24 protein-coding genes and 2 pseudogenes are annotated in these 24,250 nt (G+C 63.2%); 11 read left to right on the forward strand and 15 right to left on the reverse strand.

Annotation, left to right across the window (positions count from 1 at the left end; all coding sequences use genetic code 11):
* Nucleotides 1-68: 68 nt before the first annotated feature.
* Nucleotides 69-704 (forward strand): FMN-dependent NADH-azoreductase, encoded by a 636-nt coding sequence (locus tag NKH36_RS14620; RefSeq protein WP_352959292.1) that lies wholly within the window; start codon nucleotides 69-71, stop codon nucleotides 702-704.
* 134 nt (nucleotides 705-838) lie between these two features.
* Here NKH36_RS14620 and NKH36_RS14625 read toward each other — a convergent pair whose 3' ends face one another.
* From NKH36_RS14625 to NKH36_RS14655, 7 genes are all read right to left on the reverse strand, one after another.
* Nucleotides 839-1,132 carry an HlyU family transcriptional regulator gene (locus NKH36_RS14625; RefSeq protein WP_352959294.1) on the reverse strand — a complete coding sequence of 98 codons (294 nt, stop codon included), beginning with the start codon at nucleotides 1,130-1,132 and terminating at the stop codon, nucleotides 839-841.
* 106 nt (nucleotides 1,133-1,238) lie between these two features.
* The gene (locus NKH36_RS14630) at nucleotides 1,239-1,910 is read right to left on the reverse strand and encodes a PadR family transcriptional regulator (RefSeq protein WP_352959296.1); all 672 of its coding nucleotides are present in this window, start codon (nucleotides 1,908-1,910) and stop codon (nucleotides 1,239-1,241) included.
* A gap of 72 nt (nucleotides 1,911-1,982) precedes the next feature.
* Entirely contained in the window at nucleotides 1,983-2,372 is a 390-nt protein-coding gene (locus NKH36_RS14635) for a thiol-disulfide oxidoreductase DCC family protein (RefSeq protein WP_352959298.1), read from the reverse strand.
* A 152-nt stretch (nucleotides 2,373-2,524) separates the two neighbouring features.
* Nucleotides 2,525-2,818, reverse strand: coding sequence for a GYD domain-containing protein (locus NKH36_RS14640; RefSeq protein WP_065009207.1), 294 nt, complete (start codon nucleotides 2,816-2,818; stop codon nucleotides 2,525-2,527).
* A 208-nt stretch (nucleotides 2,819-3,026) separates the two neighbouring features.
* A complete protein-coding gene (rpoD, locus tag NKH36_RS14645) occupies nucleotides 3,027-5,048 on the reverse strand; it encodes an RNA polymerase sigma factor RpoD (RefSeq protein WP_095488943.1) in 2,022 nt (673 codons plus the stop codon).
* A gap of 371 nt (nucleotides 5,049-5,419) precedes the next feature.
* Nucleotides 5,420-7,411 carry a DNA primase gene (gene dnaG, locus NKH36_RS14650; protein ID WP_352959301.1) on the reverse strand — a complete coding sequence of 664 codons (1,992 nt, stop codon included), beginning with the start codon at nucleotides 7,409-7,411 and terminating at the stop codon, nucleotides 5,420-5,422.
* Nucleotides 7,412-7,564: 153 nt separating this feature from the next.
* On the reverse strand, nucleotides 7,565-7,930 hold the full coding sequence (locus NKH36_RS14655; protein WP_352959303.1) for an RcnB family protein: 366 nt from the start codon (nucleotides 7,928-7,930) through the stop codon (nucleotides 7,565-7,567).
* 391 nt (nucleotides 7,931-8,321) lie between these two features.
* Between NKH36_RS14655 and NKH36_RS14660 the strand changes: the two genes are divergently transcribed.
* From NKH36_RS14660 to NKH36_RS14675, 4 genes are all read left to right on the forward strand, one after another.
* The gene (locus tag NKH36_RS14660; RefSeq protein WP_352962854.1) at nucleotides 8,322-9,986 is read left to right on the forward strand and encodes a Na/Pi cotransporter family protein; all 1,665 of its coding nucleotides are present in this window, start codon (nucleotides 8,322-8,324) and stop codon (nucleotides 9,984-9,986) included.
* 133 nt (nucleotides 9,987-10,119) lie between these two features.
* The gene (locus NKH36_RS14665) at nucleotides 10,120-10,425 is read left to right on the forward strand and encodes a DUF2061 domain-containing protein (protein WP_352959306.1); all 306 of its coding nucleotides are present in this window, start codon (nucleotides 10,120-10,122) and stop codon (nucleotides 10,423-10,425) included.
* Nucleotides 10,426-10,558: 133 nt separating this feature from the next.
* Entirely contained in the window at nucleotides 10,559-11,740 is a 1,182-nt protein-coding gene (locus tag NKH36_RS14670; RefSeq protein ID WP_352959307.1) for an MFS transporter, read from the forward strand.
* A gap of 169 nt (nucleotides 11,741-11,909) precedes the next feature.
* A complete protein-coding gene (locus NKH36_RS14675; RefSeq protein WP_352959309.1) occupies nucleotides 11,910-12,419 on the forward strand; it encodes a DUF1801 domain-containing protein in 510 nt (169 codons plus the stop codon).
* 13 nt (nucleotides 12,420-12,432) lie between these two features.
* Here NKH36_RS14675 and NKH36_RS14680 read toward each other — a convergent pair whose 3' ends face one another.
* Nucleotides 12,433-13,518, reverse strand: a complete 1,086-nt coding sequence (locus NKH36_RS14680) for an arginase family protein (protein ID WP_352959310.1) — start codon at nucleotides 13,516-13,518, stop codon at nucleotides 12,433-12,435.
* Here NKH36_RS14680 and NKH36_RS14685 point away from each other — a divergent pair.
* Nucleotides 13,496-13,954: a DUF1801 domain-containing protein gene (locus NKH36_RS14685; RefSeq protein ID WP_352959312.1), complete on the forward strand. Its 459-nt coding sequence runs from the start codon at nucleotides 13,496-13,498 to the stop codon at nucleotides 13,952-13,954. The two genes, NKH36_RS14680 and NKH36_RS14685, sit on opposite strands and share 23 nt — an antisense overlap.
* 79 nt (nucleotides 13,955-14,033) lie before the next feature.
* On the opposite strand, the gene NKH36_RS14690 is transcribed toward NKH36_RS14685, so the two are convergent.
* The gene (locus NKH36_RS14690; protein ID WP_352959313.1) at nucleotides 14,034-14,483 is read right to left on the reverse strand and encodes a GatB/YqeY domain-containing protein; all 450 of its coding nucleotides are present in this window, start codon (nucleotides 14,481-14,483) and stop codon (nucleotides 14,034-14,036) included.
* A 279-nt stretch (nucleotides 14,484-14,762) separates the two neighbouring features.
* On the opposite strand from NKH36_RS14690, the gene carA reads away from it, so the two are divergent.
* A complete protein-coding gene (gene carA / locus NKH36_RS14695) occupies nucleotides 14,763-15,980 on the forward strand; it encodes a glutamine-hydrolyzing carbamoyl-phosphate synthase small subunit (protein ID WP_352959315.1) in 1,218 nt (405 codons plus the stop codon).
* Nucleotide 15,981: 1 nt separating this feature from the next.
* Here the strand turns inward: carA and NKH36_RS14700 are convergent, their stop codons facing one another.
* The 4 genes and pseudogenes from NKH36_RS14700 to NKH36_RS14715 all read right to left on the reverse strand — a co-directional run.
* Nucleotides 15,982-17,235: a TCR/Tet family MFS transporter gene (locus NKH36_RS14700; protein ID WP_352959317.1), complete on the reverse strand. Its 1,254-nt coding sequence runs from the start codon at nucleotides 17,233-17,235 to the stop codon at nucleotides 15,982-15,984.
* Nucleotides 17,236-17,414: 179 nt separating this feature from the next.
* Complete coding sequence (gene ypfJ, locus NKH36_RS14705) at nucleotides 17,415-18,341, reverse strand: KPN_02809 family neutral zinc metallopeptidase (protein WP_352959318.1); 927 nt, start codon at nucleotides 18,339-18,341, stop codon at nucleotides 17,415-17,417.
* 202 nt (nucleotides 18,342-18,543) lie between these two features.
* Nucleotides 18,544-18,732 (reverse strand): hypothetical protein, encoded by a 189-nt coding sequence (locus NKH36_RS14710; RefSeq protein ID WP_352954845.1) that lies wholly within the window; start codon nucleotides 18,730-18,732, stop codon nucleotides 18,544-18,546.
* 95 nt (nucleotides 18,733-18,827) lie between these two features.
* Nucleotides 18,828-18,911: pseudogene (locus NKH36_RS14715) on the reverse strand (manganese-binding transcriptional regulator MntR); the annotation flags it as partial.
* Nucleotides 18,912-18,942: 31 nt separating this feature from the next.
* Between NKH36_RS14715 and NKH36_RS14720 the strand changes: the two are divergent.
* Both NKH36_RS14720 and NKH36_RS14725 read left to right on the forward strand, forming a co-directional pair.
* A complete protein-coding gene (locus NKH36_RS14720) occupies nucleotides 18,943-19,782 on the forward strand; it encodes a protein-L-isoaspartate O-methyltransferase family protein (RefSeq protein ID WP_352959320.1) in 840 nt (279 codons plus the stop codon).
* Nucleotides 19,783-19,929: 147 nt separating this feature from the next.
* Nucleotides 19,930-20,583 carry a dihydrofolate reductase family protein gene (locus NKH36_RS14725; protein ID WP_352959322.1) on the forward strand — a complete coding sequence of 218 codons (654 nt, stop codon included), beginning with the start codon at nucleotides 19,930-19,932 and terminating at the stop codon, nucleotides 20,581-20,583.
* Nucleotides 20,584-20,647: 64 nt separating this feature from the next.
* Here the strand turns inward: NKH36_RS14725 and NKH36_RS14730 are convergent, their stop codons facing one another.
* Nucleotides 20,648-21,517 (reverse strand): LysR family transcriptional regulator, encoded by an 870-nt coding sequence (locus NKH36_RS14730; RefSeq protein ID WP_352959334.1) that lies wholly within the window; start codon nucleotides 21,515-21,517, stop codon nucleotides 20,648-20,650.
* 96 nt (nucleotides 21,518-21,613) lie between these two features.
* Between NKH36_RS14730 and NKH36_RS14735 the strand changes: the two genes are divergently transcribed.
* Nucleotides 21,614-22,213: a LysE family translocator gene (locus NKH36_RS14735; protein WP_352959323.1), complete on the forward strand. Its 600-nt coding sequence runs from the start codon at nucleotides 21,614-21,616 to the stop codon at nucleotides 22,211-22,213.
* Nucleotides 22,214-22,296: 83 nt separating this feature from the next.
* On the opposite strand, the pseudogene NKH36_RS14740 reads toward NKH36_RS14735, so the two are convergent.
* Nucleotides 22,297-23,474, reverse strand: a pseudogene (locus NKH36_RS14740) (MFS transporter).
* 192 nt (nucleotides 23,475-23,666) lie between these two features.
* Here NKH36_RS14740 and NKH36_RS14745 point away from each other — a divergent pair.
* Nucleotides 23,667-24,023 (forward strand): ArsR/SmtB family transcription factor, encoded by a 357-nt coding sequence (locus tag NKH36_RS14745; protein WP_352959325.1) that lies wholly within the window; start codon nucleotides 23,667-23,669, stop codon nucleotides 24,021-24,023.
* Nucleotides 24,024-24,250: the final 227 nt, after the last annotated feature.

Genomic DNA, 24,250 nt, shown 5'->3' on the forward strand with positions numbered 1-24,250 from the left:
AGTTTTTTAAATAGGTCGAGGGCCCATATCTGAGGGGACAAAATCATTCCAACCCTTGGAGACCCGCCATGTCCATCCTTTTTGTCACATCCAGCCCGCGCGGCGCTGCCTCGCATTCGACCCGCATCGCCACTGAACTTGCAGAAAAGCTGCTCGCCGCCGATCCTTCGGCCAAGCTGGTCGCACGCGATCTCGTGGCAAACCCGCTGCCGCACATCGATCCGGACTATTCGGCTGGCATCTATACGCCCGTCGAAGCCCGCACCCAGCGCCAGGCCGAGGTCGTCGGCGTCTCCGACGGCGTGTTGGATGAACTGTTTGCGGCCGACACCATCATCCTCGCCACCGGCTTCATCAATTTCGGCATCTCGTCGACCCTGAAATCCTGGGTCGATCACGTCGCCCGCACCGGCAAGACTTTTGCCTATGGCGAGAATGGCCCGAAGGGCCTCGTCACCGGCAAGAAGGTCTACATCGTCCTTGCCTCGGGCGGCATCTATTCGGAAGGCGCTGCCGTGCAGATGGATCACGCCGTCCCTTATCTGCGCAGCGTGCTTGGCTTCATCGGCATGACCGACGTCGAGGTCATCCGCATCGAAGGCGTCGGCATGGGGCCCGATGCCGTCACCGCCGCTCTGGCCAAGGCATCAGCCAAGGTCGATGCGGCGGTGGCCTCGACTGGAGCGGTCGCCGCTGCCGCGTAGAGCGCGAACAGCTGGTAAACTAGAAAAAGGCAGGCGCCGGGCGCCTGCCTTTTTTGCACTTGCCTGATGCCGATGCGTCGGCCTGCAGCTTTCTTACTTCGCTCCGAAGTCGCGCGACATTGCCATTCGCGACGCTAACCGAAGATCTTCTCGCCCTGCTCGTCGACCAGTTGGATACCCTTCTTGATCGAGATGTCGACAGCGTCGTCGAGCCCGGCAAAACGATCGGCGCGGATGAATTTGTGCTCCTTCACCACGCCGTCGACTTCCTTAGAAACCACGCCGCAGGTCTGGTATTGGCCCTCCGCCTTGTAGGGCGTGGCGCTGATCAAAAATCCCTTGTGCTCGATCTGCTTTGCCGGTGCAGCACTCTTTGGTTCGCCCGCGTCACCGCCGCCACCGCCGAAAAGACGTTTCAGAAAAGACATGGGAGCGCCCTCCAACGGCAATCATCCTACATCACATAGCGTGGTGCAGGATGATTTCACTAGCGGTCCCTAAGCAAACGGGCAAGGGCCGCGTCCGGCCGCAGAGTCAGTCGCGCGACAGCGCTTCCAGGGCTTCGGCCGCCCCTTTCAATATCGCGATCGCCTCGGCCTGTTTTTCAGCCGGCGCATCGACAAAGTCGCCAAGGGCTGCGCGCAGCCGGTGACGCACGGCGCGGAATTCGTCGCGCTTTTCCGAACCGCCGCGGCCGCGACGTCCGCCATCCTCGCCGTCGTCGTTCCAGCCGAACCAGTCGCGCGCCTTCGCCATCTTGCGGCCGAAACGCTCAAGATGATCGAGCACGTGGTCGATCATCTCGCGATTGTCATTGAGATGCGCCCGCCCTGCCTCGGTAATCGAAAACACTTTCTTGTTGCCTTCCGCCGACGAGACGGCATAGCCGGCCTCTTCAAGGAAGGTCAGCGTCGGATAGACCACGCCCGGGCTCGGGCTATAGACGCCGCTGGTGCGTTCCTCCAGCGCCTTGATGATGTCGTAGCCGTGGCGCGGCGCCTCGGCCAGCAGCGACAGCGTGATCAGCTTGAGATCGCCGTCGGCCAGCATGCGCCCGGCACGGAACATGTCGCCCGGACCGCCGCGCCCGCCGCCCCGCATGCCAGGGCCGAACGGACCGAAGCCGGCGCCACGGCCGCCGAACCTGCCCGCCATGTGCATGAAGGCGCGCTCGGCATGTTCCCCGAAATGATGATGTCCGTGCATCGTCTGCTGCTTGAGTTATGTCTTACGATATATCTTAATTAGGCAGGCGAGGTAATTGAGTCAAGATATATCTTACGATGTAACGTGATTCCCGCACGGGATTGAAAGAGCGCGTTTGCGATCGGCGAAGCGATCATAGGCGTAGCGCGTCAACGGCAGCACGGTGCGGTTGCCGAAAAGCGCTGCCAGCCAGCCCTCGCCCGGCGTCATCCGCCAGACGGCAATTGCGACGTCGGCGCCGACCAGCAATTTGCCATCCGCATCGGTTGCGTGCAGCCGGCGGCGGATGTCCTCCAGCGACACGCCGTATCCGGCCAGCGCAGCCGGTTCGGCATTGATGTCGCGAAACGCGATCCGCCCCGCCTTGATCGCCTCGACCAGCCGTCGCTCCTGCCTGACGATACCGGCATCCCAAACCGGACAGCGGGTGTTGTACCAGATGGTCAGCGGAGGCTTGGGCATGTGTCTCGAGACGCGAGCTGAAGGACCACGCTGACTATCCGGGAAATACCTTCGCCTCGCAACATTTCGGGCCAGCCTGGCCGGGCGCCGTCAAGCGGCGCCTGACCGTGCCGGACTCGGCAGCTTGCGCGGATCTGTAGCCGCGCAACGCCTCAGCCGAGCGAGGCGATGATCTCGCGATAGGCCAATTCTGGGAAAGCCTTGAGCGTCCGCGTCCTCACATTGCCGCCTGTCGCCAGCATCAGCGAGAAACGAGCGAGCACCGCATCGTCGGGCGCTTCGACGATCGCCACCATATCGCATTCGCCCATGGTGAGATAAAACGCCTTGAACGAGCCGCCCATGTCTCCCAGCAGCTTCTTGGCGGCATCGAGCCGCTTCGGCGACTCGCGCACATTTTTGGCGCCCTGCTCCGTCCAGTTGATCAGCACGATATAGTTTGTCATGCACACCTCCCTCCGGAGGCCTCGGAGCACGGCGTCACTGCCGGGGCGGGCATCCGGGTTTGTCGCCCAGAAAATGCATCCGACACGAGATTATCCTCCCACAGCAGGTGTGCTGCAACAACAACCGCACCGTCTGGCGAGACAATTCCTGGCATGAACGAAAAAGGGCGCCGCAGCGCCCTTTAAATTGCCTGTCCGTTACCCGGCATCAGCTGTCGAGGAAGCTCCGCAGCTTGCGCGAGCGGCTCGGGTGCTTGAGCTTGCGCAGCGCCTTGGCTTCGATCTGGCGGATGCGCTCGCGGGTGACCGAGAACTGCTGGCCGACCTCCTCCAGCGTGTGATCGGTGTTCATGCCGATGCCGAAACGCATTCTGAGCACGCGCTCTTCGCGCGGGGTGAGCGAAGCAAGCACCCGCGTCGTCGTTTCGCGCAGATTGGCCTGGATCGCCGCGTCGATCGGCAGGATCGCCATCTTGTCCTCGATGAAATCGCCGAGATGCGAATCCTCCTCGTCGCCGACCGGCGTTTCGAGCGAAATCGGCTCCTTGGCGATCTTCAGCACCTTGCGCACTTTTTCCAGCGGCATGGCGAGCTTTTCCGCCAGTTCCTCCGGCGTCGGCTCGCGGCCGATCTCGTGCAGCATCTGGCGCGAGGTACGCACGATCTTGTTGATCGTCTCGATCATGTGCACCGGAATGCGGATGGTACGCGCCTGGTCGGCGATCGAGCGGGTGATCGCTTGCCGGATCCACCACGTCGCATAGGTCGAGAACTTATAGCCGCGGCGGTATTCGAATTTGTCGACCGCCTTCATCAGGCCGATATTGCCTTCCTGAATCAGGTCGAGGAATTGCAGGCCGCGATTGGTGTATTTCTTGGCGATGGAAATGACGAGGCGCAGATTGGCTTCCACCATTTCCTTCTTGGCGATCGCGGCTTCGCGCTCGCCCTTCTGCACCTGGTTGACGATCTTGCGGAATTCCAGGATCGAGATCGCCGTTTCGGTGGCGAGGTTCTGGATCTCGGCGCGCAGGTCGCGGATCGCGTCCTTCTCGTTCTTGGTGAATTCTTTCCAGCCGCGCGAGGTCAGATTGCCGATCGAGCGCGTCCAGTTGGGATCGAGTTCCGAGCCCTGGTATTCCTTCAGGAATTCCTCGCGGCGCACGCCATAGCTTTCGGCCAGCCGCAACAGCTTGCCTTCGTTCTGCACCAGGCGCTTGTTGATGTCGTAGAGCTGCTCGACCAATGCCTCAATGCGCGCTGTGTTCAGGGACAGCGACTTCACCGCCTTGATCAGCTGGTCCTTCAGCTCCTTCAGCCGGCGGTCCTGGCTGGGCGACAGCGTGCCGGCGGCAGCCAGCCGGTTCTCGACCTGCTGGTCCTGCAGCTTGCGCAATTTCTTATAGGTGTCGGCGATGACGTCGAGCGTCTCCATCACCTGCGGGCGCAGCTCCGCTTCCATCGCCGCCAGCGACAGGCTCGCTTCGTCCTCGTCTTCCTCGTCGTCATCAGTCAGACCGCGCGTGTCAGCGCCGACATTGGTGATGTCGTCCTCGTCCTCGCGCGAACGGCGCGGCTTTTCCTCGGTCTTGGCTTCCTCGATCCGCTCGACCACCGGCGCCTGCTTGGCCTCCGGTCCGGCATAAGTCGCTTCGAGGTCGATGATCTCGCGCAACAGGATCTTCGATTCGTTGAGCTCGTCACGCCAGATGATGATGGCCTGGAAGGTCAGTGGGCTTTCGCACAGGCCCGCGATCATCGTCTCGCGGCCGGCCTCGATGCGCTTGGCAATCGCGATTTCGCCTTCGCGCGACAGAAGCTCGACCGAGCCCATTTCGCGCAGATACATGCGAACCGGATCGTCGGTGCGATCGGTCGGCTCTTTCTTGGTGGTCGTCGCGGCAACGGCGGTACCGGTCTGCTCGGCCAGTTCGTTGGCGTCTTCCTCGGCGTCGGCAGCCGCGTCGGCGGCTTCGGGCTCCTCGCCCTGCTCGTCGTCCTCGACCACGTTGATGCCCATGTCGGAGAGCATGGCCATCGTGTCCTCGATCTGCTCGGAGGTCACTTCCTCCGAGGGCAGCACCGAATTCAGTTCGTCCATGGTGACATAGCCGCGCTTCTTGGCGGCCTTGATCATCTTCTTGACAGCATCGTCGGAAAGGTCGAGCAGAGGGCCGTCGGTGGCGCCTTCACGTTCGGTCTCGACCTCTTCCTTTTCTTTTGTCGCCATTCTTTATTTTCTCCAAGCGGCCAAGTATCAAGCCGCGTAAGCTGCCGTGCCGGTTAAATCAGATGCGCTCGCTCTAGAACGCGCTTCCCCGGGCCAGTAACTGCATCTCTCGTTAAGTCCAGATTAACCCTGGTATCTGTGGCAGGCTGACTGCCTGTCCAGTGACCGGTACCTCACATCGCTGCATTTCCCGTCGACGCCGGTACGGGTTAACGTTTCGAATCGTCCTGATTCCGTCATTCTGCCAGAAGGTCAAGCGCCTCTCGCATGATTCGCATGAAAAAAGCGAATCAATTACCCGACTTAAAGCGCCGCGGCTGATTCGACGCGCAAGCACGGTTCTGCACTTTCACTCTTTCGTAAGCTTCGACCTACACCCGGCCGGCCCTGCCCGAAGACACGCCGAACCCTTCGATCAGCGCTTCCGTTGCCTGCACGTCACGAAATTGCGCCTGGATCTCGACGAGATGCCGGTAGTTTTCGTCCGTGGGATCGCTGGCGAGCGCCGCTTCCGCCTGTTTCAGCTCCTTATGTAAGGTGCGCGCGCTGCGCTGCAAGTGGAGCGCCTGGCTGAAGGCGTCGCGGGCATCGTCAAGTCCGGCTGTTTCCAGCGCCGGCCATTGCCGCGCCCGTTTTATCAGCGCCACCACGCGCGCCCAGATCTCGCCGCAGCCGGCCCGTTCGATCGTCGCGATCACCGCGTTGCGGTCGTTGGCCATGTCATGCGCCATCGCATCGAGAATGGCCGCATGCAATCGCTTCAGATCGCTGTTGGCGAGGTCGAGGAACTCGACATGTGCGAAATTCTCGTCGATCAGCGTCGGGTGATTGACAAGAGCTGCGATGATCGTCGCCTCGCGCACCGACATCCCCTCGCTGCCGCGCTTGACAAGCGCCGAGCGGCCAAGGCTTTCGGTGATCGCGGTGCGTCCGCCGGCGTTGCCGCCGCGTGCGAACTGTCCGCCAGGAGCTGAGCCCTTGCCCTGAAAGCGCCCGCCGGGCCGCCCATCTTGGCGCCCCCCTTGATAGCCTTGGCGCGCGCCGCGCTGGGTGCCGAAAAAGCTTAGCACCCGCTCGCGCATTTCCTGTTGGTAGTGGTAGCGCAGGCTCTCGTCACGGATGCGGCTGGTCAGTTCACGCAGCGTCTTTTCCAGTTCCGCCCGTCGCTCCGGCGTGTCGAAGATGCCGCCGGCCGTTTCGCGCATCCACAAAAGGTCGGCCAGCGGCCGCGCCTCGGAAAGCACGGCGCGAAACGCGTCCGGCCCTTCGGCCTTGACCAGATCGTCGGGATCCTTGCCTTCGGGCAGAAGCGCAAAGCGCACCGAGCGGCCTGCCTGGACCGCCGGCAGCGCCATGTCGGCGGCGCGCCATGCCGCCTTCAGTCCGGCCTGGTCGCCATCGAAGCACAGCACCGGCTCGCCGGCCATGCGCCACAGGAGTTCGAGCTGGTTTTCGGTCAGCGCGGTGCCGAGCGGCGCCACGACATTCTCGAACCCGGCCTGCGCCAGCGCAATCACGTCCATATAGCCCTCGACGGCGATGACCGTGCCGCCCTTGGCCAGCGCCCCCTTTGCCAGCGCCCCCTTTCCCAGCGCTTGGCGCGCACGGGCGAAGTTGTAGAGCACATTGCCCTTGTGGAAGAGCTCGGTGTCGGGCGAATTCATGTATTTGGCGAGCGCATCAGCGGCCAGCGCCCGGCCGCCAAAGGCGATGATCTTGCCTCTGGAATCCGGGATCGGGAACATGATGCGGTCGCGGAACCAATCGTAGGAAACCGGAACGTCGTCGCCATGGCGCACCAGCCCGCACGCCTCGATATCGGCCTTGGGCACGCCCTTGGCGGCAAGATGCTCCTTCAGCGCATTGCGGCTGTCGGGCGCATAGCCGAGCCGGAACGACTGCTGCGTCGCCGGTGTCAGCCCGCGGTCGCGCAGATAGGCGCGGGCTTTTGCGCCTTCCGGTCCCTGCAGCCGCTCCTGGAAGAAGGCAGTCGCCATTTCCATGATTTCGGTCAGGCTGGCGCGTTCCTTTTCGCGCCGTTCCTCCTGGGCATCGCGAACCGGCATCGGCACGCCGGCCATGTCGGCGATCTTCTCGACTGCTTCGGGAAAGCTCATCCCGTCGAGTTCGGTGAGGAACTTGAAGTGATCGCCCGAAACCGAGCAGCCGAAGCAATGGTAGCGGCCCTTCTTGTCCTCGCAATGGAACGACGGGCTCTTCTCGCCATGGAAGGGACAGCACGTCCAATAATCGCCGCGCGGCGCGTTGGTCTTCTTCCTGTCCCACGCAACGCGCTGGCCGATCACCGATGAAATCGGCACGCGGTCGCGTATCTCGTCGAGGAAGGCAGGTGGAAAGCGCATCGGGAACGGCTCGTTTGTCCTCCATATAATCACGCCGGCGAAACCCGACGACTCCTAATGCGGACCATACCCGGTTTTCACAGCGCACAAGAAGACGGCCGTTGCGGGCCGCCTTCTTTCCTATTCCGGCATAGCCGGTCGACGTTTCGACAGTCAGTGCGCGGCGATCGCGCCGAAAATGATGCCGGAGACGACGCTGACCAAGAGATAGTCGTTGCCGACGCGGATCCATTCCTGGCCACGGCCCGGACGACGCAGGCCGTAGTGGCGATAGTCGCGGATCGGCTGGTGGCGCTTCCAGCTCGAATATTTCTGGCCGTTGCGCCAATGGTTCCTCTTCACGACGACTTTCTTCTTCACCACGACGCGCTTCTTCACGTGCCTGTCCGCCCTCTTCCAGTCGACCTGGCTGTAGGTCGACTGCGGCGCGTTCGGTGCGTTCAGCGGCGCTGCCTGGCCCTGCAGGGACGTGGCAGCCAGCATCGAGAGGGCGACTGCGGAAAGAATGATGCGTTTCATGACGGGAGTACTCCTTGGTTGTCGATGCCCAAGCAGTAGAGCCCGAAGAATGAACCGAAACTGAACACGCGGGTTACGTTTTTGTAATGATTTCATATATTTAGAATAGCTAATTCAACGCTTCGCTCAAACCGGATCTGAAGGGGTCGTCGGCACTTGACCGCGCGGTCATCCGGAAGCCGGCCGGCAATGCAACCATTTTGCGATCCATCCATTTCCGACACGCCCTGTCGCGCACCAACAGCCGGCCGAATTGGGCAAAATTTATTATCCGGCTAAAATTAATCGTAGTAGTATCGACCCTTGCAATGTCCTTGATTCGCCCCCTCTTTTGCCTCTTCGCCGTCATGGGTGCTCGCATCGCTGACGCCTGTCGGAATGCGAGCCTGAAATGAGTGGTTCGGTCGTTTTGCTGCATCTTGCCGGCGCGGTGGCGCTGATGCTGTTTGCCACCCGCTTGGTGAAGACCGGCGTCGAGCGCGCGTATGGCGATGTGCTGCGCCACAAGCTGCGCGCCACCATGCGCAATCCCTTCATGGCGGTTCTGGCCGGCTGCGGCCTGGCGATCGCGCTGCAAAGCTCCACCGCCGTCACCTTGCTGGTCGGCTCCTTCGCCGGCGCCGGCATCGTCAGCGGCATTTCGGGCCAGCTTGCCGTGCGCGGCGCCGAGATCGGCTCGGCGCTGGTGGTCAAGCTGCTCACCTTCGACCTGTCGCTGCTGGTGCCGATCTGTCTTGTCGCCGGCACTGTCATGTTCATGGCCACCGAGCGGCGCGACTGGCGCCAGTTCGGCCGCATCCTGGTCGGCATCGGCCTGCTGGTATTGTCGCTGGAGATGATCGGCCAGGCATCGGAGCCGCTGCGCCAGAGCACGCTGATGCCGGTCATCGTCGATTACTTTTCCGGCGACCCGGTCACCGCCTATCTGCTGGCGGCGCTGGTCACCTGGCTGTTCCATTCCTCGATCGCCGCGGTGCTGCTGATGGTGACGCTCGCCGGCCGCGGCTTCATCCCGCCCGAACTCGGCATTGTGCTGGTGCTCGGCGTCAATCTGGGCTCGTCGATAATCGCGCCGCTGCTCACCCGCAATGCAGACCCGGGTGTGCGTGTCGTACCGATCGGCAATCTCCTGATGCGTGGCATGGGCTCTCTGGCCATGCTGATCCTGTTCCTGTGGTTGAAGCCGCCGGTCGCCTTTCTCGGCCCTACCGTGCCCGACCAGATCGTCAACGCGCATATCCTCTTCAACATTCTGATCCTGGTTGCCGGCCTGCCGCTGGCCGGCCTCGTCTACCGCGTTTCGGAAAAGTTCGTGGCGCTCGGCACCAAACCGGCGCCGGCCGAAGCGCTCGACGTCGTCGAGCTGTCCGCGCTCAACGACAGCGCGCTGGATGTGCCGAGCCAGGCGCTGGCCAACGCGACCCGTGAGGTGGTGCGGGTCTGCGAGACGGTCGAGATCATGCTGAAGCGCATCATCGAGCTCTATGAGAGCGCCGACGCCGACAAGATCAAGGCGCTGGCCGCGCTCGACGACCGCGTCGACAAGAAGCACGCAGCGATAAAGCTCTATCTGGCCAAGGTCACCAAAAACCCGTTGAGCGAAGACGAGGCGCTGCGCTGCCAGGAGCTGATCGGCGCCTGCGTTAAGCTCGAACAGGTCGGCGACATCATCGTGCGCAACATGCTGGTGCATGTCAGGAAGAAGCTCGAGCGCGGGCTGGAGTTCACGCCCGAGGGCTGGCGTGAGCTTTGTGCCTTCCACGCTTCGGTGCTCGCCAACGCGCGGCTTGCCTTCAACGTGCTGGTCTCACGCGATCCGGAGACCGCCCGCCAGTTGGTCCTGGAAAAGGACCGGCTGCGCGACCGCGAGAAGGAGACCAGCGCCAGCCATTTCGTACGGCTGCGCGACGGCACCGCCAAGAGCGTCGAGACCAGCTCCATCCATCTCGACACCATCCGCGACTTGAAGCAGATCAACTCGCTGCTCGCCTCGATGGCTTACCCCGTGCTCGAAGAACGCGGCCTGCTCACCGGCTCGCGACTGAAGGCGGGATAGGCTGGGGCTTCAGGCGGAAAGCCAATTGCCCCGAACATCAGCGCAGGAATTTCCTAGAGCCAGCGCGCGAAAATTAGTCTTTGCTCATCCTCCCGTCTGTCGGCTAGAGCATTTTGCAGCCAAGCGTCTTCGTTTGGCGTTCGACAAAATGCGTCAACAAACACCTGGAGCGGTTTGGGTTCTACCAAAGCGCTCCAAGGATCGGTTCAAATCCGCCGGGAGAAAAGTCGATGGATACCCACTCGCGCAGTTTCGCCAAGGCGCTTTCCTGGCGCGTCACCGGCACCGTCGACACGATAATCATTCGCTCGTCGTGACAGGCAGCATCAAGCTCGCTGCAGCCATTGGCCTGACCGAGGTCATCACCAAGTCGCTGCTCTATTATTTTCACGAGCGGGCGTGGCTGAAAATTCCCTATGGGAGGAGGACGACCATCTAGCGCTTGCCGGATGCGGCCGGAGCCTGGCTGAACCGATCAAGAAAACCTAAAGCGGCGTCGACAATTTCTGGATTGCTGGCGGCTCTCGTTCGTGATTTGAGGCCATCTCATTCAAGGATCGCCTTCCAGCGCCATGCTTCCCCTCATCGCCCTGTTCATCGCTGCATTCGCATTCGGCACCACCGAGTTTGTCATCGCCGGCGTGTTGCCGCAGGTGGCGGATGGCCTCGGCGTCTCCATCCCAACCGCCGGCTACCTCGTCTCCGGCTATGCCGGCGGCATCGCGATCGGCGGACCGCTATTGACGCTCGCCACCAAGACGATTTCCCGCAAGGCCTTGCTGCTCGGCCTTGCCGGAGCCTTCACCATCGGCCAGGCCGCCTGCGCCCTTGCACCCGACTTCGCCTCCCTGTTGCTGCTGCGGATTGCGGTGGCCGTGGCGCACGGCGCCTATTTTGGCGTCGCGATGGTGGTGGCGGTCGGCCTCGTCCGCCGGGACCAGCGTGGAATGGCCGTTGCGCTCATCCTGTCGGGCCTCACCGTCTCCAATGTCATCGGCGTGCCGGCCGGCACGGCGATCGGCAATATCTGGGGGTGGCGCGCGACATTCTGGGTGATGTGCGCGCTTGGTGTGGTGTCTATCGCCGCCATGAGCGCCCTGCTACCGCGCAAGACGGGTTCGTCGCGCCAGTCCGTCAGTTTTGGCAGCGAGGTTCGCGTGCTTGCACGCCAGCAGGTCTGGACGTCGCTGATCCTCATGCTGATGCTGATGATCGGCCAGTTCGGCCTATTCACCTACATCACGCCGACGCTGCTTGAAATCACCGGCCTCGACGAGGATCTGGTGCCCTGGGTACTCCTGCTCAACGGGGTCGGCGCGACGATCGGCGTCTTTCTTGGCGGGCGGCTCGCCGACTGGAAACTGATGCCATCGCTCATCACCATGCTTTTCATGCAGGCGGTGACACTTGCCGTCATTTACGCCGTCAGCCCGTACCCGGTGCCGATGGTCGTGGCGATCACTGTCTGGGGCGGTCTCAGCTTTGCCATCGGCACGCCGATCCAGACCCGTATCCTGACCTGGACGGCGGATGCCTCCAACCTCGCCTCATCGCTCATCCCGGCCGGCTTCAATGTCGGCATCGCGCTGGCCGCCTCGCTCGGTGCCGCCATGCTCAATGCCGGGTATGGCTATCGCAGCCTGCCGGTGGTTGGCGCCATAGCCATGCTGGTCGCCGTGGCAGTCGCGCTTGCCTCGCATATCTGGGGATGGCGCCGCAACACGACGCCGCCGCTGCCGGCCGCAGCCGAATAGAGTGCTGCGCCGGCAGGCATGCGGGTCGCCTCCGCGACGCCTGCCCTTTGGAGGAGAAGCCTCCACCTGTGTGCTTATTGGATGGCGGGGATTAACAGGATTCCGAAGTTGATCTTCACGGGCGGCTTTCTAGAATCAAGTATCATCGATTGCCACTTGGAGGATTTAATTGGCCGACCACACGTCCGAGAAGTCGGCGAAGGCCGCCGCCGAGCGGGTCGCTAGGAAGACGACCAAACCGCGCAAGGCGGCACCGAAGCCGCAGTCCGGCACGGCCGCGAAGCCGACGCTCCTCGCAGGCAGCAACCCCCAGATCGCGAAGGGCGAAGGCGACGCTCCCGTGCAGGCCTACATCGCGGCCATGCCGGGCTGGAAAAGCGACGTCGGGCGCCGTCTCGACGCGATCATCATGCGCACCGTCCCCGGCGTGCACAAGGCAGTCAAATGGAACTCGCCGTTTTACGGCAACGAGGGCCAGGGCTGGTTCCTGTCGTTTCATGTCTTCACTCGCTACGTCAAAGTGACCTTCTTCCGAGGCACGTCGCTGCGTCCTGTTCTTCCCGGCGAGTCCAAGCACAAGGAAGTGCGCTACCTGGACGTTTATGAGGACCAGCTCGACGAGGCTCAGTTTGCCGCTTGGGTGAAGCAAGCCAGCCAATTGCCCGGCGAACGAATGTGAGATGCATCGCGAGTTACCCAAGGGCGTCTGCAAGCACCTCATTCAAGCGTGCGAACGCGGCGGACTCGTCTGGCGCATGGGCCGGATTGACCTCTGTGATGGTCAGGCCGCGCCATTGCGGCAGGCCGGTCAGCTGCTTTAGTACGAAGGCGGCCTGCTCTAGTTTGAGACCGTCGCAACGGCGCACATTCTCAGCAATCGGAAAATCGATAAAGGAGAGTACATCGACGTCGAAGTGAACAAGCACGCAGTCAAAGCGCGCCGCCCATTCGGCCGCGCGCTCCGCCGCTGCCTCGATATCACTCAAAGCTTCCTCACGCGATATGATCTTGATCGCGTTATCTCTTATCGCGGCGGCTTCGGGCGGAGTGATGTTCTCGACGCCGAAATAGAGAAGCTGCTGAGGCACGAGCATCGGACGGGTTGGGCCGAGCTTCGCGAGCGAAGGCTCGCACTCGGGAATATCGAGCAGATGAGCGACGCCGGTCCAGTCCAAGGCGCCGTCGCTCGTATCAGGTGTGTTGAGATCGGCGTCGAAGTCTATGTAGACGAGTCCGATCCGCGCACCGGCCGCGTTCGCCCCGGCGACCGTTCCCAGCTCCACAGTACAATCACCGCCTAAAACAAGCACGTCCTCTTGCGCTGCGATCGCCGTCGCCACGTGGCTTGCGACCAAGTCACAGGCCTGGCACACGGCCTCCAGGTTCATGGCCTGCGGCCGCAAGGGATCCGGTCGCCATCTGAACGATGCAACATCGCCGTGATCCCTGATGGTTCTGCCTCGGCTCGCGAGCGCCTCTGCGAGCCCATGTCGCCGAAAGGCCGAGGGGGCTTGTTCCTGCCCCGGCGAATAGGCGCCGGCGCTGGTGGCGGCGCCGACAATATTCAACAAACGCGCCGCCAAATCGAAGCTCCATTTTCGTATGATCCTCGTTGCAAAACGGGTCTGGAGGGACGAAGGTTCCTGCTCGACGTCGAGAGTCTGTCGCCCGCGCCGGAGCGGCAAACGGCTCGCCGCATCGATGCCGTCGTGAGACGCCGGACGCCGAACGTTCACAAAGCCACTGGGACCAATCATGACCAAAGCGACAACAGCCATGAAGAAGAGCGGCTCGAAGGAAGGAGCAGGAGGAGACACTCCCTCTCAGTCTATAGATGCGAGAATCAACGAACTGAGCGACTGGCGGGGCGAGATGCTCGCTCGGGTCCGAACCCTCATCAAGCAGGCCGACCCCGAAGTGGTCGAGGAGTGGAAGTGGAGAGGGGTTCCGGTGTGGGAGCACGCCGGAATTGTCTGCACCGGTGAAACGTACAAGAATGTCGTGAAGATGACCTTCGCCAAAGGCGCCTCGTTGGAGGACCCTGCAGGTCTCTTCAACTCCAGCCTCGAAGGCAACACCAGACGCGCCATCGATTTCCATCAGGGCGACAAGATCGATGAAGAGGCGTTGAAGGCACTCATACGCGCCGCCGTGGCACTGAACATGTCGGTGCGATCTACCGCCCGCTCTCAGAAAAAACCAAAAAGCGCTTGAGGATCATCCACAGCCGGCCAGGCTGCTCGCGGTCGCCTTTTTCGAGGCCTTGTAAGCATCGCTGCAGCAGGGAAAACCCCTACGTCAGCAGTCCTTTGACGATGCCGCTCGCCTTGGAGAAATCCATCTGGCCGGCGTATTTCTCCTTGAGCACGGTCATCACCTTGCCCATGTCCTTAACGCCGCTGGCGCCGGTCTCGGCGATGGCGGCGCGGATCGCCGTTTCGGTCTCGGCCCGGCCCAGTTGCATCGGCAGGAAGTCGCGGATGATGGCCATCTCGTCGCGCTCCTGCGCGGCAAGCTCCGGCCGCTTGCCGTCGTCGAAAGCCTTGGCCGACTCTTCGCGCTGCTTCACCATCTTGGCCAGGATCTGCAGGATCTCGTCGTCGCTGGCCGGCTCCTTGCCGGCGCCGCGATTGGCGATGTCGCGGTCATGAATGGCCGCCTGAATCAGCCGCAATGTCGGCAGCCGGCGCTTGTCCTGCGCCTTCATCGCACTCTTCAGGGATTCAGCGATTTTGCTGCGCATGATGCTTTCTCCTTCGATCGGTGCGGACAATAGCCGTGCCCAAAGCCCAAGGCAAATTCGGTACTGACCGGCAAATGCCTGATATCGTTCAATGAAATAAATCCATGCCGTTCGGCATGGCCTCATTGACCGCTCTGGCGCCTTATCTTATGTACTGAGCCTTGCATGAACTGAATTTTTGTTGCGCGCGCTGGCTGCGAAATCGCCGCTGCGCGCGGTTTGCTGCGCAGAGTGGTCCGCCGGACCGATTGAAGGGCGCAGCCTTTTAGGAGTGCCGCCATGGCAACGATGACCGCCCCGTCGACCCCCCCTTGGGCCACCGAGAAGCCGACGGCCTTGCTGGTGCTGGCCGACGGCACCGTCATCGAGGGCCGCGGCCTTGGCGCTACCGGCTCCGCCGTCGCCGAAGTTTGCTTCAACACCGCGCTGACAGGCTACCAGGAAATCCTCACCGACCCGTCCTATGCCGGCCAGATCGTCACCTTCACCTTTCCGCATATTGGCAATATCGGCACCAATGACGAGGACATCGAGGATCTCAACCCAGTCGCGCGGGCGGGCGCCGCCGGCGCCGTGTTGAAGGCTGACGTCACCAATCCGTCCAGCTACCGCGCCGCAGCTGGTCTCGACCAATGGCTGAAGAAACGCGGCATCGTCGCGCTTTCGGGCATCGACACCCGCGCGCTGACCGCGCTGATCCGTGAAAAGGGCATGCCCAACGCCGTCATCGCGCATGCGCCCGACGGCGTCTTCGACATCGACGACCTGAAGCGCCGCGCCGCCGCCTGGTCCGGCCTGATCGGGCTTGATCTGGCCAAGGACGTTACTTCCGGCCAGTCTTCGGTCTGGCGCGAGACGCCCTGGATCTGGGACGAGGGCTTTGGCGAACAGATCGATCCGTCCATGCATGTCGTCGCCATCGACTATGGCGTCAAGCGCAACATATTGCGCCTGCTTGCCGGCCTTGGCGCCAAGGTCACCGTGGTACCGGCCAACACCGGCGCCGAGGAGATCCTCGCCATGCGGCCCGACGGCATCTTTCTCTCCAACGGTCCCGGTGATCCGGAAGCCACCGGCGACTATGCCGTTCCGGTCATCCAGGATCTGCTGAAGACCGACATCCCGGTCTTTGGGATCTGCCTCGGCCACCAGATGCTGGCGCTGGCGCTGGGCGGCAAGACCGCCAAAATGCATCAAGGCCATCACGGCGCCAACCATCCGGTCAAGGATCACACCACCGGCAAGGTCGAGATCGTCTCAATGAATCACGGCTTTGCCGTTGATGCCGACTCGTTGCCGAGCGGCGTCGAAGAAACCCATGTCTCGCTGTTCGACGGCTCGAACTGCGGCATCACGCTGACAGGAAGGCCGGTCTTCTCGGTCCAGCATCATCCCGAAGCCTCGCCCGGCCCGCAGGATTCGCACTATCTGTTCCGCCGCTTCGTCAATCTCATCCGCGAAAAGCGCGGTGAGCCGGCGCTGGCGGAGCGCGCCTGATTCAGGTTCGCACCGTCGCCGTCGTGACGTCTTTCACCGCGGCCGGTCTTTCGACCCTGAGCACGAATGCGATCAGCGACAGAGCAAGAAAAATACCGCCGAGCACAAAGGGCGCGCCGCCGAACACCACCGGCGCGCTCGGCCCGGTGAACCAGGCGAAGATTCCCGTATAAAGCAACGGCGTGATGATGCTGGTGATCGAAAACACGCTCGTCATCGCACCTTGCAATTCGCCTTGCGCCGAGGGCGGCACCTTGGCCGCCGCCAGGCTCCGCAGCGGCGGGTCGGCCAGCGCCTCGAGGCAGGTCGCCACGATCACCGCATAGATCATCCAGCCCTTCCAAGCCGCGGCATAGCCGAAGGCGGCGAGCGCGGTAAAAGCAAGGCCGATGGCAGCGGTCCGCCATTCGCCGAGCCGCGGGATGACGCGCGGCAGGACAAAACCCATCACCAGCGCCCCGCCAAGGCCGAACACGCCGAGCGAGAAGCCGATCTGCTGTTCGCTCCAGCCGTAGCGGTAACTGCCAACGAACGACCACACGGCAGGGTACATCATGTGACCGAGCGTCATCAGGAAGAACACCAGCCCGATCCAGCCGATCCCCTTATAGTTGCGCATCTGCTTGAGGGCGCCGAGAGGATTGGCGCGGCGCCATTCGAAGCGGCGCCGGTGATGCTGCTCCAGCGTTTCCGGCAGGAAGAACCAGCCGACGATGAAGTTGATGAGAGCAAGCACCGCCGCGCCCCAAAACGGCACGCGCGGCCCGAATTCGCCAAGCAACCCGCCCAGCACCGGGCCGATGATGAAACCGACACCGAAGGCTATGCCGAGCAGGCCGAAATTCTTCGCCCTGTTCTCGTCGGTGCTGACATCGGCGATGAAGGCGGAGGCGGTCGAATAGCTGGCGCCGCTGATGCCAGCCAGCACCCGGCCGATGAACAGGACCCAATAGGACCAGGCCACCGCGCAGATCAGATTGTCGACGGCGAAGGTCAGCACCGAGGCCAGCAGGATCGGACGGCGCCCGAAGCGGTCGCTGAGATTGCCGACCAACGGCGCGAACAGGAACTGCATGGCCGCGTAGACGAAGAACAGCCAGCCGCCCTCGATCGCCGCTTCGCTGACGCCGACGCCGGTCAGCTCCTGCAGATAGGCCGGCAGCACCGGCATGATGATGCCGATGCCGGTGATATCGAGCAGCAGCGTGGTGAAAACAAGCGCAAGGCCCCGCCTGGCGGTTTTGGCTTCGATCATGACGGTATCGACTCCTGGAGCCGCCTCCGAGCGAAGGCGGAAGGGCTCGTTATAGGCGAGTCAGCCACACAGAACAATAAGGGAACAGGCCAGGAATTTCATCCTGACATCAACTGCCGACAGGAGTGCGGCTGCATCGCCGCGGCCTTCAACGCCACTTCAACGGGAGTCCGAACACCTCAGATCGGGGTGTTGAACGTATCGCAATCCGAGAGCTTGCCGCTCCTGTAGCCGCGCGCCAGCCATGTCTGTCGCTGCTGCGAGGTGCCATGGTTGAAGCTCTCCGGCACGACATAGCCCTGCATCTTCTTCTGCATCGTGTCGTCGCCGATCTGCTGGGCGGCGTTCAGCGCCTCCTCCATGTCGCCCTGCTCCAGGATTCCCTTCTGCCCGGTGAAATGCGCCCAGACGCCGGCGAAGCAATCCGCCTGAAGCTCGACCTGCACCGACATGTGGTTGGCCTCGGCCTCGCCCATTTGCTGCCGCATCTGGTTGAACTTGGGCAGGATGCCGGTGAGGTTTTGGACATGGTGGCCGACCTCATGCGCGATCACATAGGCTTGGGCGAAATCGCCCGAGGCGCCGAATTGCTTGTCGAGCTGCTCGAAGAAGGTGGTGTCAAGATAGACCTTGCGGTCGCCGGGACAGTAGAACGGTCCGGCCGCAGACGAGGCGGAGCCGCAGGCCGAGCGGATCTGGCCGCTGAACAGCACCAGCTTCGGATCCTTATAGGTCAGGCCCTCGGCCTGGAAAATGCCGGTCCAGGTGTCCTCGGTCTCGGCCAGCACCGTCGAGACGAACTGCTTCATCTCGTCGGAGGCCGGCGCACCGGTGCCGCCGCTGTTGTCGGTGATCTGACCGCCGCCGCCAGGCGCCAAGCCGCCACCGCCGCCGGCCAGTATCTGCAGCGGGTCGATGCCGAAGGCCTTCAGCCCGAAATAGAGGACCACGAGAATGATGATGGTCGACAGCGACATTCCGCCGCCGGAGCGTCCGCCGACCGGGATGCGGAACCGGCCGGCCCCACCGCGCGGCAGGTCGAACCCGCCGCCCTGGCCGCGTTGGTCTTCGACATTGTCACTCTGACGACGACCCTTCCAGAGCATGGCAACTCCCCGCGATGCACGTATCGGTACTTGGCCGATCTCATGGCCCGATCCGACCCAACAAACAATTATCTCAATGGTTGCGCCAAGTCACAGTATTTTTCGCATGACGGGCCGCCGGCTCTGGGGTCAGTCGGTGCACGACACCCGCGGCTGAGAGCCCTGCCGACGCCGTTTTTGGTCTTGGACTTGGCCGTTGTGCTCAGATCTTCTGCTTGGTACCCGCGCTCTTGCCGTCCGAGCTTTTCGAACGCTCGTCGAAGCGGGCTGCGCCCTTTTTGAGCGGGCGGCCGGTTTCCGCTTCCGTCTTGCGTTCGTCCTTCGCCGCAGCTTGCTTCAATCCCTGGGCCGCTTGCTTGCCCTTCGCTGTCGGTGCCTGTTCAACGCCCATGGTATCCTCCTCGGTCTCGCGCCAATTGCTGGCACGATCTCAAACGCAGCGGCAACGCGGCGGTTCCGGCAGGACTGTCGGCAATGGCGCTAGACTTAGCGTGTCGCCATCACTGCCTTGCGAAACACTTCAAGCGTCTCGGCGCTGACATGGTGCTCGTTGCCCTCGGCATCGACGCGACAAACCGGCAGTCTGCGCTATCTTGATGCCATGACCGATCTCGCCGATGTGCGCCGCTTTTATGCGCGACTGATGGCTGCCAATGCAGGTCCGGCCGATCCGCGTCTCGAAGACGTATTCGGCGCGGTGCCGCGCGAAGCCTTTCTCGGACCTGGGCCGTGGACGGTCGTCGCCGGCAACGGCAAGGTCGAAACGCCGAGCGCCGATCCTGTTCACATCTATCAGAACGTGCTGGTGGCGCTCGACGCCGACAAGGGCATCAACAATGGCGAGCCGTTCCTGCATGCCATGTGGATCGGCAAGGTGGCGCCAAAGCCCGGCGAGACGGTCACCCATGTCGGCGCCGGCACCGGCTACTACACAGCTCTGCTGGCACAGCTGGTTTTGCCTGGCGGCGCAGTCACCGCCTTCGAACTGGAATCCAGTCTCGCCGACCGCGCGAGAAAGAACCTCGAAACCTATGGCAATGTGACCGTCATCCATGGCGATGCGGTCATCGGCAGCCCGCCACCGTCCGACATCATCTATGTCAATGCCGGCGTTGCAGCACCAACGGCCGAGTGGCTGAAGGCGCTGAAGCCCGGCGCCCGCATGGTCTTTCCGTGGCGTCCGGCCGAGCGCGTCGGCCTCGCGGTGATGGTAAGCCGCACCGAACAGGGTTTTGCCTGCGACCCGTTCATGCGGTCATGGTTCATCCCTTGCATCGGCGCCTCGTCCGCAGGCCCCGCGACAAAAATCGACCGTGACAAGGCGGCACGCAGCCGCTCAATCTGGCTGACGGCCGATAAGGCACCGGACGCCACCGCCACCGCCGTCATCGGCGATGTCTGGTTCTCGTCGCAAGACGTTGGCGGCACGCGGTCGCCGTGACGTCGCCGAGGCGAGGCGTCCGATGCTTGCCCGTCGCCGGCTGGAGCGCTGGAAGTTTTTTCCGGCCCTGTCGCACAGGCGTCCGCTCGCACGTCCTTTGGCCGAAATCCGGCCGCAACGGCACGGATTGTGAAAAGGGAGAATCCAATGAGGAAGATCATCACTGCGACGTTCGTCAGCCTCGACGGCGTCATGCAGGCGCCTGGCGGGCCGGAAGAAGACCCGGTCGGCGGCTTCGAATTCGGTGGCTGGACGTTCCATTACTGGGACGACGTCGGGGGGGCCTTTATTGGTGAGACCTTCGCAAAACCGTTCGCGCTGCTCCTCGGCCGCAAGACCTACGACATCTTCGCCGCGCATTGGCCGTACCAGAAGAGCGGTCCGATCGCCGACAGCTTCAACGCCGCCACCAAATATGTGGCCACCCACCGGCCCGATACGCTGTCGTGGCAAAACAGCCAGTGGCTCGGCGACGACGTCGTGGCCGCACTGCGCCAGCTCAAGCAGGAGGACGGACCGGACCTGCTCATCCAGGGATCGAGCGAACTCATCCAGACCTTGCTCGCCAATGACTTGATCGACGAGATCAGCCTGCTGACTTTCCCGCTGGTGCTGGGCAAAGGGAAGCGGCTGTTTGGCAGCGGCGCAATCCCGGCGGCTTTCAAGCTGAACCGCTCACAGGCATCGACCACCGGTGTCATTATGGCCACCTATCAACGCGCCGGTGAGGTCAAGACTGGGTCCTTCGCCCAGCAACCGCCGTCCGAAGCCGAGATCGAGAGGCGCCGGACCTGGAAGTAGACGACCGCACAGCGCTAACAACAAGGGATGGCCGGACACCGGCCGTCCCTTTGCCATTTGCCGATCACGCCGCCTGCTGCCGCCGCGCCAGCCCGTCGCGGATGCACGCGGCAAATTCCCGCGCGGCGGGACCGATACCATGCTTCGGCAGGTGCAAATTGATCGAGAAATTCGTCAAGGCCGGCAGCTCCGGATCGCCAGACAGAATATCGAGGTCGGCAGGCACGGTGGAGGCCAGCCAGGTGGTGACGGCCAGATCCGAGCGCACCGTCGCTGTCGTCGCATCGAGGTTGCCGTTCTCGAACACGGTCCGCCATTCCAACCCATGCTCGCTGAGCGCCGCTAGCACCGCCGGGCGGAACGCGCAGGTATCGGCCACCATCGAAACCGGCAAAGGCCGCTTGCGGCGAGCGACACCGCCTCTGGCGCCGACCCAGACCAGCCGGTCGATGGCGAGACATTCGCCGGCGGACGGACCGACCGGTTCCTCGATCACGGCAAGGTCTATCGTGCCAGATGCCAATGCCGCCGCAAGCTCCGGCGACGAGGCGCAGACCAGCGAAATCTCGACTTGCGGATAGGTTTCGGCGTAGGTCTTCAACGCCGGCGCAAGCACGGTGCCAACCAGATCATACGGTACGCCGAGCCGCACCTCACCCGCAACCGCACTGGCAACCATATCGGCCCAGATCTCGTCATTCAGGGAGAGCAGGCGCTTGCCCTTGCCGAACAGTCGTTCGCCGGAACGGGTCAGTCTCAGCCCGCGCCGCTCGCGCTCGAACAGGCTGCAGCCGAGAACCTCCTCCAGCCGTCTGATCTGCTGGCTGACGGCGCCCTGCGTCAGATGCAGCGCATTCGCCGCTGCGGTCATGCTGGCCTTGTCGGCGACAGTAACAAAGGTGCGGATCAGGGCCGTGTCGAGATTGCGGATCATAGTTGGCATTATATTCTCTAATGCCAACTATGACAAACATTGCATTTACTGATACATCCCCATGCTTAGCATGCTGGTTTCAACCGAGAAAACAACATGCTTGAGACCATCTTTCCGCTTGTCCTGTTTGCGCTGGTCTCGACCTCCACGCCCGGCATGGCCACGACCTTGTCGACGGCGTCCGGGGCGCAGTTCGGCTTTCGCCGCTCTGTCCCGCTGATGGCCGGAAGTGCGACCGGCCTGGCCACAGTGGCCGCGGCAGGTGCTGCCGGGCTCGCCGGCCTGTTGGCGGCGGCTCCGTCCCTGCAGCTGGCGATGAAAATAGCCGGGTCGCTCTATCTGATCTGGCTCGCCTTCAAGATCGGCCGCAGCGGCCCACCCGAACTGGACGTGACCATGGCCAAGCCGAACAGCTTTTTCGGCGGCGCCGGTCTGCAATGGATGAACCCCAAGGGTTGGACCATGGGGCTGGGGGCGGCGGCATCTTTTGCCGCGCTCGCCGACGGACCGCTGCAGCTTGCCCTTTTGCTCGGCGCGGTCTTCGGCGTCGCGGCGGCGGTGTCGCTGTCGGCTTGGTGCGTGGCGGGCACGCTGCTCGCCCGGTTGCTTAGAACCGAGCGGCAGTGGCGCGTGCTCAACGCCATGCTCGGCCTGCTGCTCGCCGCCTCGATCATTCCGATGTGGCAGCCAGCTTAGATGCCCGATGTTCAGGCGGCGTAATGTGCCGCCGGCCGCGCCATCAGCCTAAGGCGGCCGACGACCGGGTTTTGCAACAGACCTTACTCCGCCGGCATGGCAATCGCCCGCGCCGCCCGGTGGCCGGCCAGCATGACGCCAAGACCCAGGATCGGGAACACCGCCGCGACCACGCCGAGATCGGCTGGCGCGCCAAAGCGCAGCACCGCGCCGCCAACGACGGCACCCAGCGCTACCCCGAGTAGAGCGCCGAACCGTTGAGCGACAGCACGATGGGTGCTGCGTCGGGCGCCAGCCTGATGATGCGGCTGGCCTGCGCCGGCGGGAAGGCCCAGCCGACGATACCCCACGGCACCATCATGGCCATCAGCGCCGGCCCGGCGATGCTGTGTGGCAGGAGTGCCGGGATGACCGAAAGCATGACCAGCATAACCGCACTGAGCGCCAGCGACCAGCTGACGGTGCGCGTCGCTCCGAAGCGGTCAGCGGCCTGCCCGCCGGCAATGTTGCCAATGACGGCGCCGACGCCGAAAGCAAGCAGCATGCCGGGCAGCGCGATCGGGCTCAAGCCGCCGCCTTCGATGGCGAGCGGCGCGACAAAGGCAAAGACCGTGAAGGCGCCGGTGAGCGCCAGCAGCGTGGTCAGCAGGATCGATGGCACGCCGGGGCGAAGCGTTGCGGCCAGCCGCTGCCCGAGCGGCAGTTTGGTACCGACGATGCCGCGCGGCAGCCGGTACCACAGGATTGCGCCGGCCAGTGCGCCGAGCCCGGCGATGGCAAAGAACGTGCCGCGCCAGCCGGCAACGGTCGCGACAAGTGCGCCGAGCGGCGCGCCGACCGCCACCGCCACCGTAGTGCCGCCGACAACGACGGCAATGGCGCGGGCGCGGTGATGATCATCGACAAGCGCTACGGCCGTGGCTTGCGCCGTCGCCGCGAACAGGCCGGACGACAACGCCATGACGATGCGCGCGATCAGCAGCAGTTCGAACGAGGAACTGAGCGCCGCCGCCAGATTGCCCAGCACGAAAAACACCAGCGTCCACAAGATGACGCGCCGCCGGTCCCATTCGCCGGTGAGCGTCGCCAGGATCGGCGTGCCGAGCGCATAGGCGAGCGCAAAGGCGGTGATCAGTGTGCCGGCAAGCGGGACCGAGATGCCGGCATCGCCCGCGATGTCGGGCAGCAGGCTGGAGATGACGAAGCCTTCGGTCGCGATCGTGAACGACCCGAGCGCAAGCCAGATGAGGCGCTTATCCATGGTGAAGCCCTTAGTTCAAAATTCGTTGAACAATTGTACATAATGGGGCATGATGTCAATGAAGCGACCCGAGAATAGCGGAACCCTCCTGACAGCTCTATGTCAGGACAGGTGTCTAGGGATTGAAACTGCGGGCATCCGGTAGGGAGGAGATACGTTGAAATCGACCTTGATTGCGCTTAGGTCTCCGGCATGACGCTGCCCCATCCCACCGCCGAACAGATCAGCCTGCCGAACGTGCTTGCCGTGCTCGGCGATCCGACGCGGCTGGCCATCGTGCGCTATCTCGCCAGCAAGGAAGGCGTGCCGCTGAATTGCAGCCAATTCCTCGATCTCGGCTCGAAGACCAATCTCAGCTATCATTTGGCCAAGCTGCGCGAGGCCGGCGTCACCCGCACCGAGGTGGTCGGCACCAGCCGGCTGATCACGCTGCGCCGCGACGATCTCGATGCCCGCTTTCCGGGGCTGCTCGATAGCGTCATTGCCGCTGCGGTCGATGACCCAGCTCTGCCCGCGGTCGGCGCCTCCGAGATCGAAGCCCGCGCCTAAACACGACGCCGGAACCGCCGATTAAAGGAGCGGATTTCGCAGAACCTAGGTTCCTCGCCCCCGCGAAAGTGGGGGAGAGGTGTGTCGGCGAAGCCGAGACGGAGAGGGGGCCTTGACGCTTTCCAATCGTTCAAGGGAGCTTCACTTTTCCTCGACGCGCCGCTCGCGAAGAGCCCCCTCTCCGGCCGCTTCGCGGCCACCTCCCCGCTTAGCGGGGGAGAGGTGGC

The organism is Mesorhizobium sp. M1312 (assembly GCF_040318115.1).
Classification (GTDB): Bacteria; Pseudomonadota; Alphaproteobacteria; order Rhizobiales; family Rhizobiaceae; genus Mesorhizobium.